The organism is Streptomyces sp. NPDC104761 (genome assembly GCF_055583445.1).
In genome coordinates this window covers 1-15381 of the sequence record NZ_JBVJNZ010000037.1, presented here as the reverse complement: position 1 = coordinate 15381, position 15381 = coordinate 1, and the positions used below count along the sequence as shown (strand labels likewise).

Genomic DNA, 15381 nt, shown 5'->3' with positions numbered 1-15381 from the left:
CATTTGGCAGAACGCCTTCTCCTGCCGCCCAAACCCCCCTTTGACCCCCGCCGGGCGGGGGGGGGACGCCGGGTTGCGGGGGGGTGGTTCCCCCCCCCCCCCAGTCCACGTCGGGCCACAGGGTGGTCAGATGCAGTCCGGTGCGGACCGCCTCCTGCCGCGTCCGCTCGGCCGTCACCACCACCGCTTCGGGGAACAGGTGGTTGCCGAAGGTGTGGTCGCCGTGTGCGTGGGTGTTGACCAGGAGCCGGGGGAGCCGCGGCGCGGTGTCCGCGACCAGCTCGCGCAGCCGCCCGGCCCGGGCCTCGGTGGCGGCGGTGTCGATCAGCAGCGCGGTGCCGGCGTCGACCACCAGCCCCGCGTTGTTGAGGCACCATCCGCCGTCGGGCTGCAGGAAGGCGTGGACCCCTTCGGCGATCTCTTCGAGTCTCGGTGCACCGGTGAAAGCTGCCATACGGCCACTGTCGTCCGGGGCGCTCGACGGCCGCTCGAAGCGGCCCCGGCCACCGGGCGGGACGGCACCGGGGCAGCCCCGGTCCACCTCGTCGGCGCGGGCGCCGGGGCAGCCCCGGTCCACCTCGTCGGCGCGGGCGCCGTGCCGGAAGATCCGGCCCCGGTTCTCACGGCTGACGGGCAGCGGCCGTCTCCTGGGCCTGGGCGGGCACTTCGGCGGGGGAGCGGCCGCCTCCGGGGGACGCCGGGAGCCGGTCGAGCCGCAGCAGGCGGAGCAGCGGATCGGTCGCCACGGTGGTCACGAGGGTCATCACCACGAGCACCGCGAACAGCCGGGAGTCGATCACTCCGAGGGACAGGCCGACGTTGAGCACCACCAGCTCCGTCAGGCCCCGGCAGTTCATCATCACGCCGAGCCCCAGCGACTCCCGGTTGCCCTCACCGGCCAGCCGGGCCGCCGCGAAGGTCCCGCCGATCTTGCCGGTCACCGCCACCAGCAGCACGAGCGCCAGCACGCCGAGCGCGGACAGCGAGAAGACCGACTGCAGCCGGGTCTGCAGGCCCACCGCGGCGAAGAAGAACGGCAGCAGCAGCCACAGCGCCAGGCCCTCGGTCCGGTGGGCGAAGTCCATCACCGTCCGGGAGGACCGCGGCATCACCACGCCCGCCAGGAAGGCGCCGAAGATCGCGTGCACACCGAGCGCATTGGTGGTCACCGCGCAGATCAGCACGAAGAAGGTGATCAGCATGCCGATCGGCAGCACCCCGCCGCGCCGTCTCTCCAGCACCCGCAGCACCTGCGCCAGCGCCGGACGCACCGCGAACCACAGCACCGCGGTGAAGGTCATCACCTCGGCCACGGCGACCAGGACGCCCAGCGGCGAGTTGTTGCGCACCTCGGCGACCACCACGCCCAGCGCGCACCAGGCGGTGACGTCGCCGACACCGGCCATCGCGAGGCCCATCGCGCCCAGCCGGGTGCCGATCAGCTCGCGGTCGGACAGGATCCGGGCCAGCACCGGGAACGCGGTGACCGACACCGACAGCGCCACGAAGAGCAGGAACGGCGCGGTGCGCACACCGTCGGGCTGGTAGTCGCCGCGCAGCCGCAGGGCGATGAACATGCCGAGCAGGAACGGCACCGCGAGCGCCGCGTGCCCGGCGGAGAGCACCTTGCCGCCGAGCCTGCGCAGCATGGTCAGTGGCATCTCCAGCCCGATCAGGAACATGAAGAAGACGACGCCGACCTGGGCCAGGGTGTTCATGACCGGCGTCACCGCCGCGGGGAACACCTCCTTGGAGACGCCGGGGGCCAGCGCCCCGAACACCGAAGGGCCGAGCAGCAGGCCGGCCAGGATCTCGCCGACCACCGGCGACTGGCCGGCCGCGCGGGCCGCCAGGCCCAGCAGACCTGCCGCCGCGACCACGACGGCTCCGGCCGTCAGCACCTGGCCGGCCAGGTCGGCGGGCTCGGCCGGCTTCGGCGCTCCCGCGGTCTCCTGCACCGGGTGACCGACGCCGTGTCTCAGCATCAGAAGTGCCAGTGCCACCGGCAGCAGGACCAGCAGTCCGTAGCCGACCACGGCACGTGCCGTGCCGCGGGAGCGGGGCGGGCCGCCCTGCGGTTCTCCCGCGCCGGACATGGATGGATCGTGCGCCATTGCCAGGGTTCTCCTCGCAGGACGATGGTCCGGGACGGAGCGGTCGCTCCGTCCCGGATCTGTCGGGTGGGTGACGGCAGGTCAGCCGGTACGGAGCAGGGCGGTCACCGAGCCGCCGTGCGCACCGTTGAGCACCTCGGCCTGCAGCCGCTGCACCTCCGGCGTCGGCTCCAGGCCCAGCTCGGTCCTGAGCACCTTGCGCAGATCCTGGTACGCCTGCAGCGCTTCGGCGCGGTAGCCCGCGGCGCGCAGCGAGTCGATCAGCTGGGCGTGCAGCCGCTCGTTGAGCCGGTGCTCGGCGACCAGCGACCGGAGTTCGGGGATCAGCTCCTGGTGCCGGCCGAGCCGTGCGTCCGCCTGGATGCGCAGTTCCAGCACGCGCAGCCGCAGTTCGCACAGGTGGGCTTTGTGCATGGTCAGCTCCGGCCCGAGGTTGATGTCGGCCAGCGCCTCGCCGCGCCACAGACCGAGCGCCTGCCGCAGCCGTTCGGCGGCCTCCGTGACGTGGCCCTGGCGCCACAGGCAGCGCCCCTGTTCCGCCAGGGCGAGGAAGCGCTCGGCGTCGGTCCGCCCGGTGCGCAGTTCGTAGCCCGGCGCCTTGGTGACGATCTCGCAGCGCCGCTCACCCCGCGGCACGGAGTCCAGGATCCGGCGCAGTTGGTAGACGTAGGTCTGCAGGGTGGTGGCCGCGCTGCGCGGCGGCCGGTCGTCCCACAGTTCGGCGAACAGCGTGTCGGTGCTGACCACCCGGTTCGCGTTGAGTGCCAGCAGCGCCAGCACCGCCTTCACCCGCGGCGCGGTCGGTGCCAGGTCGCGCGCACCGGCGGCGACCTCCAATTGACCGAGCACGTGGAATGAGATCACGATCTTTTCCCCCGTTCACAGTTTTCTCGTTCACCTCGATGCGGAATCGATTCACTTTCAACAACTTGCCTGCCGAGCCCGCGGGGACCACAATGCCCTTTTGGCGGGCGGCGCACCACAATCTCCCAAGGCCGCCTCGAGCCCTGCTTGAGCCCCGGGAACACCGAAAGGAGCAGGGTGAATGCTCCTTTGGATACCGCGGTCGCGGAACTCCGCCACGGGCAGGTAAAATCAGATGCGCCAATTGTGAATTTCACATTACCTGCCTGGCCGCATGCCGGGAAAGTCGGCCCAAGTGGTTACCTGGGATGAAATGTCTGCATTGTGCCGAGAGTTGGCGTATGGGGTACTCCCGATCCGCCGTCGGCGGGGGAACGTGTCTCTTTGGAGGCAGCGTTCGGGCGGCTGCGGCGGCTCACTGACCGCGCCGCGCCGCCGGGGGCTGGATGACCAGGGCGTTGATCGCCTTGTTGACCGCGTCGATGCGCGAGGTCGCGCCCAGCTTGGTGAAGATGTTGCGCAGGTGGCGCTTGACCGTGGCCTCGGTGATGTCCATTCTGGCGGCGACCTGACGGTTGGTCAGCGCCTCGGCCACCAGGGTCAGCACCGCCAGCTCCCGCGTCGACAGGACGTCGGAGGAGGGCGCGTCCCGGCCCGGTTCCGCGGTCGGCTGCGGCACCGCGGCCGCCGGCCGCGCGGCGCCCGAGGGCACGGTGATGGTGACCGTCTGCTGCCTGCTGCCCGCGATGTCCCGCACGGTCGACAGCAGCAGGCTCTGACTGACGCTCTTGTGCAGGTAGGCGCGCACACCCAGGCCCAGCAGCCGTTGCATCAGTGACAGGTCGCTCTGCGTGTGCAGCACGACGATGCCCACCGGGTGGCCGCAGCCCAGCAGTTCGCTCACCGTCGACGTCGGGTCCCGGCCGGGCGTCCCGATGTCCAGCAGTACGACGTCCGGCCGGCGCTCGGCGACCGCCCGCACCGCGGACGGGCCGGAGTCGACGCCGTGCGCCTCCAGATCGGGCTGGGAGTCCAGGACATGACAGAGAGCTTCGCGTGGCAGGCGATGGTCGTCGACGACGACTATGCGCAGAGGTTCCGGAGTCACCTAACCTCCGAAGACGTCCCAGGTGAACCGGTGAGTGCGCGAAATCCGCGCCGGTCCGGACGCCCGGAGAAACGGAAAGGTGAATTCCACCTCGTGGGGCGATTGCCCGTCATGCCACTGATTTTCACGTCTCCCCCTGGATCCCCGTAATCCGGGTTCCCAAGTCTACTGCAGTGGCAATTAAGGAAGCTTGCAGGCGCGAGCGGGACAACTGGCGGTCCGCGGAGTGGCTCGGTCAGCCGACGAGCGTCACGAACGGATACCGGAGCCCGTGACAGAGATCCCGTGACAGAGATCCCGAAACAGAGATCCTGTGACAGGGATCCCGTGACAGAACAGCGCGACCGGCCCGTCCTGCGGCCCGCGGACCGGTGACGGCCAGTCCGCGGCGGGTCCGGTGGACGGATCACCGGCGCCCCGGCAGTCCGTCCAGTCCGTCGCCCTGCGCGCCAACCGCGGTGTCGAAGCGCAGAGCGGTGTGACTCGCCACGCAGTGCACGTCACGCCAGATGCGCTGGAGCGGGTCGTCCTGCGCCTGCGCGCCGCAGCCGGCCGAGCGGAACAGCCGTTCCACCGCGTCGACCAAGTGGTCCGCGGCCAGCGCGCAGTCCCGCCGCGCACGGGCCGGTTCGCCCACACCGCCGGGCCCGCCGTCGCCGGCCAGCGCCACGCGGCGCAGCAGCAGCGCCGCGCTCTCGATCTCACCCTCGGCCCGCGCCAGCACGCTCCGCGCCGACGGGCCGCCCCCGGGCGCGAGCGGCCCCCCGACGGCCTGACCGGCCGACCGCGCCGCCCAGGCCCGTACGGCCGCACGCGCCGCTCCGAGCGCGGGCGCGGCGAACAACGTGCCGCTGACCGTGCGCAGCCTGGCGGTGTGGCACGGGGCGTCGGAGCCGACGGCCCGGCCCTGCCGGACGGCGCCGCGCGCGACGGATCGGTGCCCGGGGACGAACGCCCCGTCCACGACCAGGGTGTTGCTGCCCGTGGCCCGCAGGCCGACGTTGAACCACGTGTCCACGACCCGGTAGTCCCGGCACGGTACGGCGAAGAACCTGGCCAGCGTCCGCTCTCCCCGGGGCACCAGCGCGCACACCAGTGCCCAGTCGGCGAAGTCGACACCGCTGACCAGCGGCCACTCCCCGCTGAGCCGCCAGCCACCCGCCTCGGGGGTGGCACGTCCGCCCGGGTTGAGCGCCCCCGCGATCACGGTCTCGGCGCCGGTGGACCACAGCTCGCGCTGCCCTTCCTCCGGGAGGTACACGCCCAACCGGGCGGCGCCGGCGATCACCGCGGCGATCCAGGCGGCGGAGGTACAGCCCTCGCCCACCGTGGAGACCGCGTCCAGGAGTTCGCCGAAGCCGCCCGCCCGTCCGCCCCAGCGGACCGGCACGAAGTGCCGGGAGAAGCCGGCCGCGACCAGCGCGGCCACGACCTCGCCGGGCAGCCGACGCGCGCGGTCCGCGAACCCGGCGTACCGGCCGGCGAGTTCGGCGGCCCCCCGGACCTCGTCGGCCGTGTCGGTGGGGGCGAGTACGAAGCCGGACATGGGTGGTGCCTCCTTGTCACTGGGCGTCGGCGTACCACCCCAACCTCGCCGGACGCGCTGGAGGACGCCTGGGGAACCCTTGGAGCGGGTCGGCGGCAGTGGGCCCGGACGGGTCGCGTGGAGTCCGCCGCCCGCTCACCCGGGCCCGAGGCCGGACAGTTGACGGTGGGTGAGGTCGAAGATGCTTCCCAGGAGGTTGGCCAGGGTGTGCTCGCCCAGGTCCAGCCCGAGGGGGGCCTGAGCTCGTTCCAGCCCCTGGTCCGGGAGGAGCTCGTCGCCGCCGTGGTCACCCCGCCGGCGCTCGCCCGGGAGGGGGACCTCGGCCCCGGCACCACCCGGCCCGATCCCGTGAACCTGATGCCGGGCGGGCACCGCACGGGGCTGGAGCCGAGGGGAGCGGTCCCCGGTAGCCGCGTCGGCACGAAGACGCTTCTCGCCGGCACGGTGGCGTTCCCAGGACGGCTGCCGGCCCGCCCCGCCCGGCCCGTCCACCGTACCCGCGGCGCCCGGCCCACTCCGTGTCATGCGCGCACCGCCGGTTCGACGGTGCCGGTCGGTACCGGTCCGAAGAACACCTTGAGCGCCGTCACGTCCATCGCCATGCACCTCCGCGGCACCGCGTCCGATTCCCGGGCCACCCCCGGCAGCCTCAGATACTCGTCCCGGATGCTGGAGGGCGGCTGGATCCGCGGTCGACACCGCCCCGCGGCGTGCCGACGTCTCGTTCCCGGACCCGCTCCCGGGAACTGTCGAAAGGACTCCTGTCCGGGCGCCGGAGGCCGCGGCGGCGGGTGCTCCCGGCGTCCGCCGGCGCCGAACCGTCCGTCCGCCGTGCACCACCCGTGGAAACTCTGTGGAAGTGCTGTCGGTGGCGGCCCTTATGCTGCACCCGGTGATCACGCGGATCTTGGGGAGGGCGCGGCATGTTCGGCAAGCTGTTCGGCAGAGGCGGGGAGAGACCGGCGGCGGATCCGCATGCCCTTCCCGTGCCGCGCAGGCAGAACGGGGTGTACAAGCTGCAGTCCCTGGGGGACACCCGGGTCATGGCGCTGCTGGTCGCCGCGGAGTCGGGTGACTGGGACGCGGTCAGGATGGCCCTGGCCCACTTCGATCTCGGCCGCGACCACCAGGTGCTCGGCGAACTGTCCGACGTGGACGGTCTGCAGGACTGGATCGGCCGGCCCGTCGAGGAGGACGAGGAGCACCGGGCGACCGCCCTGCTGATATCCGGGGCGCGGCACATCAGCTGGGGCTGGGAGGCGCGCACCTCCGCGCGTGCCACGGACGTCTCGCGGGAGCAGTGGCGCGTCTTCCACGAGCGGTTGCAGATCGCCGAGGAGCACCTGCTCGAAGCCGCCGAACTGCGGCCGGAGTGGATCACGCCGTGGCGGCGCCTGCTCACCTCGGGCCGTGGCATGTCGGTCGGCACCGCCGTCAACGAGGCCCGGCTCGACGCCGCCCTGCGCCGCGACCCGCTGGATTTGGCGACCCACATCGAGTGGGTGTCCCACCTCCAGCCCCGGTGGCACGGGGAGCCGGGCCAGGCCCTGGAGTTCGCTCGCGCCGCGGCCGCCGACGCTCCCGACGGCCACCGACTCGGATGCGTCGTCGCCATGGCCCATATCGAGGACTGGGTCGAGTCGGACGACAAGAACTGCCTCGACACCCCCGAGATCCAGAGCGAGTTGAGGGACGCGGCCAGGCGCAGCATCCTCCACCCCGGCTACCGGCGCCGCCCGGGCTGGCAGGAGGACTTCAACATCTTCGCGATGGCCCTGTCGCTGTCGGCCGAGAGCGTCGTGGCCCCGCGCGTCTACCACGAGCTGGACGGCGCCTGGACCCGGTGGCCCTGGGCCTACATGGCGCAGCCGGAGAAGACGTACGCCCGCTTCCGGCGCCGCGCCTGAACCGGCCGCCGACACCGGCGCCGCGCCTGAACCTGCCGCCGGCACCGGCGCCGCGCCTGAACCTGCCGCCGGCACCGGCACCGGCGCCGCCCGCGCCGCCCGGCGCACCCTTCGTCCGTGCCCCTTCGAACACCCCACCCCGGACTCCGTGATGACTCTGCCCCACACTTCCGCGAGCCCGGCCGCCGACCGCACCTTCCAGGTGGACCTGCGCGGCCTCGTCGACCTCCTCTCCCACCACCTCTACTCCAGCCCCCGCGTCTACCTGCGCGAACTCCTGCAGAACGCGGTGGACGCGCTGACCGCCCGGCACGGCCTCGAACCCGGCGCACCTGCCGGCGCGTTCGGCATCCGCCTGTACGCCGACGGTTCGGTGGTCCGGGTGGAGGACGACGGCGTCGGCCTCACCGAGGCCGACGTGCACACCTTCCTCGCCACCATCGGCCGCAGCAGCAAGCGTGCCGAGCAAGTGGCCGAGCAACGTGCCGACTTCATCGGCCAGTTCGGCATCGGCCTGCTCTCCTGCTTCCTGGTCGCCGACGAGATCCACGTGGTCAGCCGGTCCGCCCGCACGCCCGACGCCCCCGCCGTGGAGTGGCGGGGCCGCGGCGACGGCAGCTACACCGTCCGGTCCCTGCCCGCCGCCGCCCGCCCCCGGCCCGGCACCACCGTCACCCTCACGCCCCGCGCGGACGCGGGGGAGTGGACCAGGCCGGTCGAGGTCCAGGCGCTCGCCCGGCACTTCGGCTCCCTGCTGCGCCACCCCGTGACCTTCGACGACGGCGCCGGCGGGCCTGCCGCACCTGTCAACCCCGAGCCCGCACCCTGGGCGCGCGGCTATCCCACACCGGGCGCACGCTCCCGGGCGCTGGCCGCCTACGGCGAGGAGGTCTTCGGCTTCACGCCGCTGGACACCATCGACCTGGACCTGCCGGCCGTGGGTCTGAAGGGCATCGCGTGCGTGCTCCCCGAGGCGGTGCCGGCCGGGCGCCGCCACGGCCACCGCGTGCACGTCAAGGGCATGCTGCTGTCCGAGCAGGCCGAGGAGATCCTGCCCGAGTGGGCGTTCTTCGTCCGCTGCGTCCTCGACGCCGAGAGCCTGCGCCCGACCGCGTCCCGCGAGTCCCTGTACGAGGACGACACCCTCGCCGCGGTCCGGGACGCCCTCGCCGAACGGCTGCGCGCCTGGATCTCCCGGACCGCCGCGAGCGACCCCGAACTCCTCGGCCGTTTCCTGCAGACCCACCATCTGGCCGTCAAGTCGCTGGCCGTGCACGACGACGAGATCCTGCGGATGCTGCTGCCGTGGCTGCCGTTCGAGACCACCGACGGACACGCCACCCTCGACGAGTTCGCGCGCACCCACCGCACCGTGCTGGTCACCTCGAGCGTCGAGGAGTTCCGGCAGGTCGCGGCGATCGCCGGGGCCGCCGGGCTCGGCGTCGTCAACGGCGGCTACACCTACGACCGCGAACTCGTCCACCGGCTGCCGGAGATCAGGCCCGAGGTCGCCGTCGCCGACCTCGATCCGGGCACCCTCACCGCCCACCTGGACCCCGTCGACCGGGAGACCGAGCTCGCCGCCGCGGCCTACCTCGCGCAGGCCCGCGACGCCCTCGCCGTCTTCGACTGCGACGTCGCCCTGCGCACCTTCCAGCCCGCCTCCGCACCCGCCCTCCTCCTCGACAGCCGCGAGGCCCGGCACGAGCGCACCCGCTCCCAGCTCGCCCGCGAACAGCAGGGCGGCGTGTGGGGCGACATCCTCGGCCACCTGCGCCAGGAGGCCCCGCGCGCCCAGCTGATCCTCAACCAGCTCAACCCGCTGGTCCGCACCGCGGTCACCATCGACGAGCCCGAACTGGCCCGCACCAGCGCCGAAGCCCTCTACGGGCAGGCCGCGATGCTGTCCCGGCGCCCGCTCAGGCCCGCCGAGTCGAGCCTCATCAACCGCTCCTTCCTCGACCTCCTCGCCCACGCCCTCCGCAAGGACAGCTGACGATGCCCACCGCACCCCATCCCCAGAACACGGACGAGCTGTACCAGGCGCTGCAGGAGAACGACCGACGCCCCTACGGCCGCACCCGCACCGTCACCGCCGAGGAACTGGCCGAGGCCGCCGAGCAGTTCGCGGAACCCCGCCCGCTCGTCCACGCGCTCCTCGAACTGCAGGAGGCCTACACCTACGGCTCCGAACCGCGGAAGTCGCCCGTCGTCTTCGCCCGGCTGCTCACCCTCTTCGACGAACAGCCCGACGTCTTCGACGAGCGGCTGCGGCACACGCTGTTCTGGCGGTTCAAGTGGGTGGCCAACGCCCTGATCGCGCTGCCCGAGATCCCCCTGGCGAGTCTGCGCCAGTGGCTGACCGAGATGCGCGACCGCTACGAGAAGGCCGGCCTCGAGCTCCAGCCCTGCTACGCACAGGCCTACCGGCTCGCCGCCCACGTCGGCGAGGACACCCACCTCGCCTACGAACTGTGGGCGGGGCGCACCCGTACCCGGCTCAGCGACTGCGAGGCCTGCGAGATCTGCGAGCGCGCCCTGTACCACCTCGACGCGGACGACGACGAGCGGGCGCTGCGCACCTGGCAGCCCGTCCTGGACGGGAAGGAGTCCTGCCAGGAGGAGCCCGCCCGCTCCGTCTCGTACGCGCTGCTTCCCCTGCTGCGCACCGGCGCGGCCGACCGGGCCCGCGCCCTGCACCTGAGCGGCTACCGCGCCTGCCGCCGCAACCCCTCGATGTCCGGCGAGGTCGGCCGGCACCTGGAGTTCTGCGCGCTCACCGGCAACGAGGCGCGCGGCCTGGAACTCCTCGCGGAGAACCGGAACCTGTTCGACGAGGTCGACTCGCCGCTTGACCTGCTCGGCTTCCTCACCGGCGTCGAGGTCCTCCTCCAGCGCGTCGAGGCCCTCGGCCACGGCGGGCTGCCCGCCGCCGGATACGCGGGCCGTACCTGGACGGTGGCCGGCCTGCGCGCCGAGGTGCGCGGCCGCGCCGACGACCTCGCCGCCCGCTTCGACGCCCGCAACGGCACCACGGCCCACGCCGACCGGCGCCGGGCCCGCCTCGACCGCGCCCCCCTCCTCGACGCGCTCGAACTGACCCTGCGCACCCGCGGCCTCGACGACGTGGCCCCGGTGGCCGCCCCCGCCGCCCCCGCCCGTACGGCCGCCGCCGTCCCCGAGTCGCTGCCCGAACTCGTCCTCCGGGCACGGCAGCTGGACGAGGAGGGACATCCGGACGCGGCGGCCTGCTGGGAACGGCTGCGCACCCTCGTCGCCGCCCCCGGCTACGCCCACCCCGACGACCCCGCCGTGGGACCGCTGGCACGGCTGCGCGCGGACCTGCTGGAGGACGAGGCGGGCCGGGCGGGCGGGAGGGAGGAGTTCGACGCGGCGGCCGCCCTGTACGAGGAGGCCGCGGGCCTCTACGACGAGGCCGGGGCACCAGGCCACGCGGCGCTCGCCCGTGCCTGCGCGCTGCTGCCCGCGGGCGGCCTTGCCGGGAAGCACGGAGACGGGGCCGAGGAGCGGGCCGCCGCGCTGACCGCCGCCCACGCGGCCCTCGTCCGGCTGCACGAGGAGGCGACCGGCCTCGCCCCCTACCAGGAGGCGCGGCTGCTGCGGCTGCGGGCGACCGCGCTCGGCATGCGGCTGCAGGCGTCGAGGGACGAGGAGCACGTCGCGCCGGTCCTCGCCGAGGTGGACCTGCTGCTCGCCTTCGCCACCCGGCACGACATCACCGGACAGGTCTCCGGCGCCCTGCTGCTGCGGGCCAGCACGTACGCCGTCTCCGGCGACCTGCCCGCGGCGATCACGGAGCTCGACGCCCTCCTCGACCGGCTGAAGGCGGACGGCCCCGCCTGGCACCTGCCCCGCACACTCGGCCTGCGCGGCCGCGTCCGGTTCGGTCTCAAGGACGCGCGGGCCGCGTACGCGGACCTGAGCGAAAGCCTCAGACTGGCCGCCGACTGGCCGTCCGACGCGGCCGGCACCGCCCGTCTGCACGCCGATCTGGCCCAGGTCTGCATGCGCCTGGACCGTCCCGACGAGGCACTTCGGCACCTGACCCGCTCCGCGGAGCTGGAACTGCGCCACGGCAGCCGGTTCGACGCGTTCTGCACCTACAGCAACGCGGCCCAGCTCAGCCTCGACCTGGGCCGCGTCGAGGACTGCATCGCGCTGCTCGACTCCGTGCTGGCCGAACCGGACGTCGCCGCCGGCGAACTGGACGACCGGCTCGTCGCCCAGCTGCGTCTGGCCCGCGCCCGTGCGCTGCACGCGGGCGAGGACCTCAAGGCCGCCACGGCCGAGTACGCCGCTCTCGCGGCCGAGTCGGCCGGCTGGGACGACGACCCCGGCAGCCACGCCATGATCGCCGCCGAGACCGCCGTGGTCCTCGCCGAGGCCGGCGAGTTCGGCCCGGCCCGCGAGGCCGCCGGTCAGGCCCTCGCCGCGCACGCCAGGGAACCGCGCTACGAGCAGCTCAGCAGCTGCCTGCGCGAACTCGCCCGTCTCCAGGCCCAGCACCAGGGAGCCGAGGGCCTGCCCGACGCCCTCGCCCTGCTCGCCGACGCGGGCCGGATCGCCGACGAGGCCCGCGCCGCGGGGTACCGGGCCAGAGGCCGTGACCTGGACAGCGCCCTCGCCTACGAACACGGCCGGGTCAACGCCTACGCCCGCGAGTACGAGACCGCCCTGACCGCGTTGGAGAAGGCCCTCGCCCTGCTCGGCGAACCCGAACCCGAGTCCCACGACAGGGAGCACGTCGGCGAGTGGGCCGAGTGCGTCCGGCTGGCGGCCGTCGTGGAGGGCCTCTACCTGGAGCGCTCCGTGCCCGCCCTCGCCCGGATCGACGGGGCGGTCTCCCGGCTCACCGCCCTGGGCCACGCCGAGGAGACGGAGTCCCTGACCACCCTGGCGGCCCGGCTGCGCGACGAGGGGTGACCCGGCGGGCCGGCCGCGGCCCGGTCCCGGCCGGCCCGCGGCCACCCACCTGTCCGGGCGGTGCCCTCACCAGGTCACGGGCAGCTCGCGGACCCCGCCGGTGAGGGTGGTGCGCAGGGCGAGGTCGTCGACGTCCTTGGCGAGCCGCAGACCGGGCAGCCGTTCGGCCAGGGCGGCGAAGACGATGCGCAGCTCCGTGCGGGCCAGGCTCGCCCCGATGCAGAAGTGCGGGCCGTGGCCGAATCCGAGGTGGTTGCGTTCCGGACGGTCGGCATCGAACGTCTCCGCGTCGGTGTAGACGGACGCGTCCCGGTTGGCCGAGTTGATGGAGAGGATCACGGCGTCGCCGGAGCGGATGGTGACCCCGGCGACGTCGACGTCGGTGTGGGCGTAGCGCAGCAGACCGAGGTCACCGGGCGCGCCCAGGCGCATGATCTCCTCGACGGTGGCGTTGACGCGGCCGGCCGGGTCGGCGGTCAGCGCCCGCCACTGGTCGGGGCGGGTGAGCAGGAAGAGCGTGCCGAGGCCGATGCGGTTGACGGTGGTCTCGTGCCCGGCGAACAGCAGCCCGACGCAGAGCCGGATCATCTCCGCGTAGTCGAAGTCCGCGTCGGCGCTCTGGGCGCGCACCAGGTCGGAGATGACGTCCTCGCCCGGCCGGGCGCGTTTGGCCTCGGCGAGCGTGATCATGTAGTCGTTGAACTCGTCCCGGGCCCGTTCGGCCTCGTCGCCGATGGCGTAGTCGGCCATGCGCTCCGAGAGCGAGGCGAAGTGCTCGCGGTCGGTCTCGGGCACGCCGAGCAGCCGGCAGATGACCGCGACGGGCACCGGGAAGGCCAGCCCGGCATGCAGGTCGACCACCCCGTCGGGCGCGGCGGCCCGCTCGGCGAGCAGCCGGTCGATGCAGTCGTCCACCAGGTGTCGTACGTGATCGGAGAGCATCACCATGCGCCGGGCGGAGAAGGCCGGGGTCAGCAGGCGGCGCATCCGGGTGTGGTCGGCCTCCTCGGTGGCGTAGTTGCCCGAGGGACCCTCCTGCACCGCGGCGCTCGTGATGCGGGACGCCCGCTCCGGCTCCGGATGGGAGCGGCCGAGCCGCTTGTCGCCGAGGAGGTCGCGGACCTCCTCGAACCGGGTGACCAGCCAGGCCGGATCCCCGGCCGGCGTGGTGACCGGCGTGATCGGCGCCTCCCGGCGCAGCACCGCGTAGAGGGGTGCGAGATCGAGCACGTTCGGCCGTGCGAAGGGTAGTCGGGAACGCTCGGCGGCACCGTTCATGGTCCTCCTCCTGGACCTCGGAACGCGATCTTCCGGCACTTCGACCGTAACACTTTATTGTCAGTCACTGCCAATAATGTTTTCGGCCAGTCGCCCCAGCCCCCGGGCGTGGTTGGATCGCCCGATGGAGCACGTGACCGTGGACAGTGGCCCGATAGCGCCCCGCCGGGGACGGCCCCCGGTCAGCGACCGGCAACGGCAGCGGCAGCGCCTGGACATCTCCCGCCACGCGGTCCGGCTGTTCGCCGCGCACGGGGTGGCCGCCACCTCCGGCGAGCAGATCGCGCGGGCGGCCGGGGTCTCGGAACGCACCCTGTGGCGCTACTTCCCGAGCAAGGAAAGCTGTGTGGAGCCGCTGCTCAGCCGGTCGCTCGCGGCCTTTCAGGCGGTGCTCCACGCCTGGCCGCCCGACGTCGACCTGACCGAGCACCTGCGCGCCGCCTACCGACCCGCGCCCGACGCGTCGTCCGACGAGGACACCGAGGCGGTTCTCACCGTGATCCGGATGACTCACGAGGAGCCCGCGCTGCGAGCCGTCTATCTGGTGCTCCGGGAGCGCGCGGAGGAGACGTTCACCGAGGTGCTCGGCGAACGCGCGGGCGGGTCGGCCGACTTGCTCGACCTCCGCATGCGGGCCGCCACCATGAGCGCCGTGCTCAAGGTGGCCACCGACGACCTGGCCGTGGCCGTGGCCGAGAAAGGCATCACCCCCGAGGCGCTGCGCCGGCACCGGGAGCAACTCGCCGACGCCCTGCGGCTCGTCACCGGAGCCGCCGGGCAGCGGTGAAGCCTGCGCACGCACTCCGCGGTGGACCTGCCGGCGAACGCGTCCCGTGGGGGCGGGCTGCCGCCCGCCGCCGGAAGGGGTGCCCGGCGGCCGCCCGCGCTATCGGGTGACCGTCACGGTGACGTCGTAGCGTCCTTGGCCCGGCGGGCAGCGCATGGCCTCCCCGCACGCATCGCGTCGGGCGGTGACCTGAGCCGTGCCGGGGCGCAGGGCGGTGAACCGCGCGGAGGAGATGCCGCAGCCGCGGCCGGGCGGGCAGGTCGCGGTGGCCGTGGTTCCGCCGCCGACGGGGACGAGCACCCGCGGGTCCGAGCCGGCCGGGGTCGACCAGTAGGCGCTGTGCAGGCGCACCACGACGAGCGTGCCGGTGGTCACCCGGACCGTGGTTCCGCGGGCCCGTTCGTCGAGCACGACCGACCGGGCGGCGGATCCGGACGGTGCGGATGACGCGGACGAGGCGGGAGCCGGCGACTGCGGAGGGGAAACCGCCGGTCCGGTGGGGCCGGACGAACAGCCGCCCAGGGCGGCCGTCGCGGCTGCCGCGGCCAAGGCGGCGAGCCCGGCGCGCAGCGCGCGCCGGGCGGGGCACATGCGGACTGACGGACGGAACACGGGCCCTCCGGTGGATGCCGCCCGGTACGGGCGCTTGGACGGCGGTGGGGGGGGGGGGGGGGGGGGGGGGGGGGCGGGAGCGGGGGGGGGGGGGGGGGGGGGGGGGGGGGGGGGGGGGGGGGTTTGGGGGGGGGGGGGGGGGGGTGGGGGTCGGTGGGGGCCTTTGTCTCCCTCGGCTGTTTTTTCGCTGCCGCACCCCAGTATCCCCCGCGTTTTTTTGT

Annotated in this window: 12 protein-coding genes; 4 read left to right on the top strand and 8 right to left on the bottom strand. The window is 73.7% G+C overall.

Annotated features, from left to right (window positions below; translation table 11 throughout):
* From ACZ63F_RS42725 to ACZ63F_RS42700, 6 genes are all read right to left on the bottom strand, one after another.
* Window positions 1-454, bottom strand: a 454-nt coding sequence (locus ACZ63F_RS42725) for an MBL fold metallo-hydrolase (protein WP_469719461.1), incomplete at its 3' end; no start/stop codon positions are given.
* A gap of 166 nt (window positions 455-620) precedes the next feature.
* Window positions 621-2096, bottom strand: coding sequence for a cation:proton antiporter domain-containing protein (locus ACZ63F_RS42720; protein ID WP_469719460.1), 1476 nt, complete (start codon window positions 2094-2096; stop codon window positions 621-623).
* Between the two features lie 99 nt (window positions 2097-2195).
* Window positions 2196-2978, bottom strand: coding sequence for an AfsR/SARP family transcriptional regulator (locus tag ACZ63F_RS42715; RefSeq protein ID WP_352367325.1), 783 nt, complete (start codon window positions 2976-2978; stop codon window positions 2196-2198).
* 415 nt (window positions 2979-3393) lie between these two features.
* The gene (locus ACZ63F_RS42710; protein ID WP_469719458.1) at window positions 3394-4086 is read right to left on the bottom strand and encodes a response regulator transcription factor; all 693 of its coding nucleotides are present in this window, start codon (window positions 4084-4086) and stop codon (window positions 3394-3396) included.
* Window positions 4087-4492: 406 nt separating this feature from the next.
* Complete coding sequence (locus ACZ63F_RS42705) at window positions 4493-5632, bottom strand: acyl-CoA dehydrogenase family protein (RefSeq protein ID WP_469719456.1); 1140 nt, start codon at window positions 5630-5632, stop codon at window positions 4493-4495.
* A gap of 135 nt (window positions 5633-5767) precedes the next feature.
* On the bottom strand, window positions 5768-6157 hold the full coding sequence (locus ACZ63F_RS42700) for a hypothetical protein (RefSeq protein WP_469719454.1): 390 nt from the start codon (window positions 6155-6157) through the stop codon (window positions 5768-5770).
* Between the two features lie 398 nt (window positions 6158-6555).
* Here ACZ63F_RS42700 and ACZ63F_RS42695 point away from each other — a divergent pair, with 398 nt between their 5' ends.
* The 3 genes from ACZ63F_RS42695 (at window position 6556) to ACZ63F_RS42685 (ending at window position 12483) form a co-directional block, all read left to right on the top strand.
* Window positions 6556-7539, top strand: coding sequence for a hypothetical protein (locus ACZ63F_RS42695; RefSeq protein WP_469719452.1), 984 nt, complete (start codon window positions 6556-6558; stop codon window positions 7537-7539).
* Between the two features lie 151 nt (window positions 7540-7690).
* Entirely contained in the window at window positions 7691-9535 is a 1845-nt protein-coding gene (locus tag ACZ63F_RS42690; RefSeq protein WP_469719451.1) for an HSP90 family protein, read from the top strand.
* Window positions 9536-9537: 2 nt separating this feature from the next.
* Window positions 9538-12483: a hypothetical protein gene (locus ACZ63F_RS42685; protein WP_469719449.1), complete on the top strand. Its 2946-nt coding sequence runs from the start codon at window positions 9538-9540 to the stop codon at window positions 12481-12483.
* A gap of 66 nt (window positions 12484-12549) precedes the next feature.
* Here ACZ63F_RS42685 and ACZ63F_RS42680 read toward each other — a convergent pair whose 3' ends face one another.
* Complete coding sequence (locus ACZ63F_RS42680) at window positions 12550-13761, bottom strand: cytochrome P450 (protein ID WP_469719447.1); 1212 nt, start codon at window positions 13759-13761, stop codon at window positions 12550-12552.
* Between the two features lie 124 nt (window positions 13762-13885).
* On the opposite strand from ACZ63F_RS42680, the gene ACZ63F_RS42675 reads away from it, so the two are divergent.
* Window positions 13886-14548 carry a TetR/AcrR family transcriptional regulator gene (locus ACZ63F_RS42675; protein WP_469719446.1) on the top strand — a complete coding sequence of 221 codons (663 nt, stop codon included), beginning with the start codon at window positions 13886-13888 and terminating at the stop codon, window positions 14546-14548.
* Between the two features lie 99 nt (window positions 14549-14647).
* Here ACZ63F_RS42675 and ACZ63F_RS42670 read toward each other — a convergent pair whose 3' ends face one another.
* Window positions 14648-15160 carry a hypothetical protein gene (locus ACZ63F_RS42670; RefSeq protein WP_469719444.1) on the bottom strand — a complete coding sequence of 171 codons (513 nt, stop codon included), beginning with the start codon at window positions 15158-15160 and terminating at the stop codon, window positions 14648-14650.
* Between the last annotated feature and the right edge of the window lie 221 nt (window positions 15161-15381).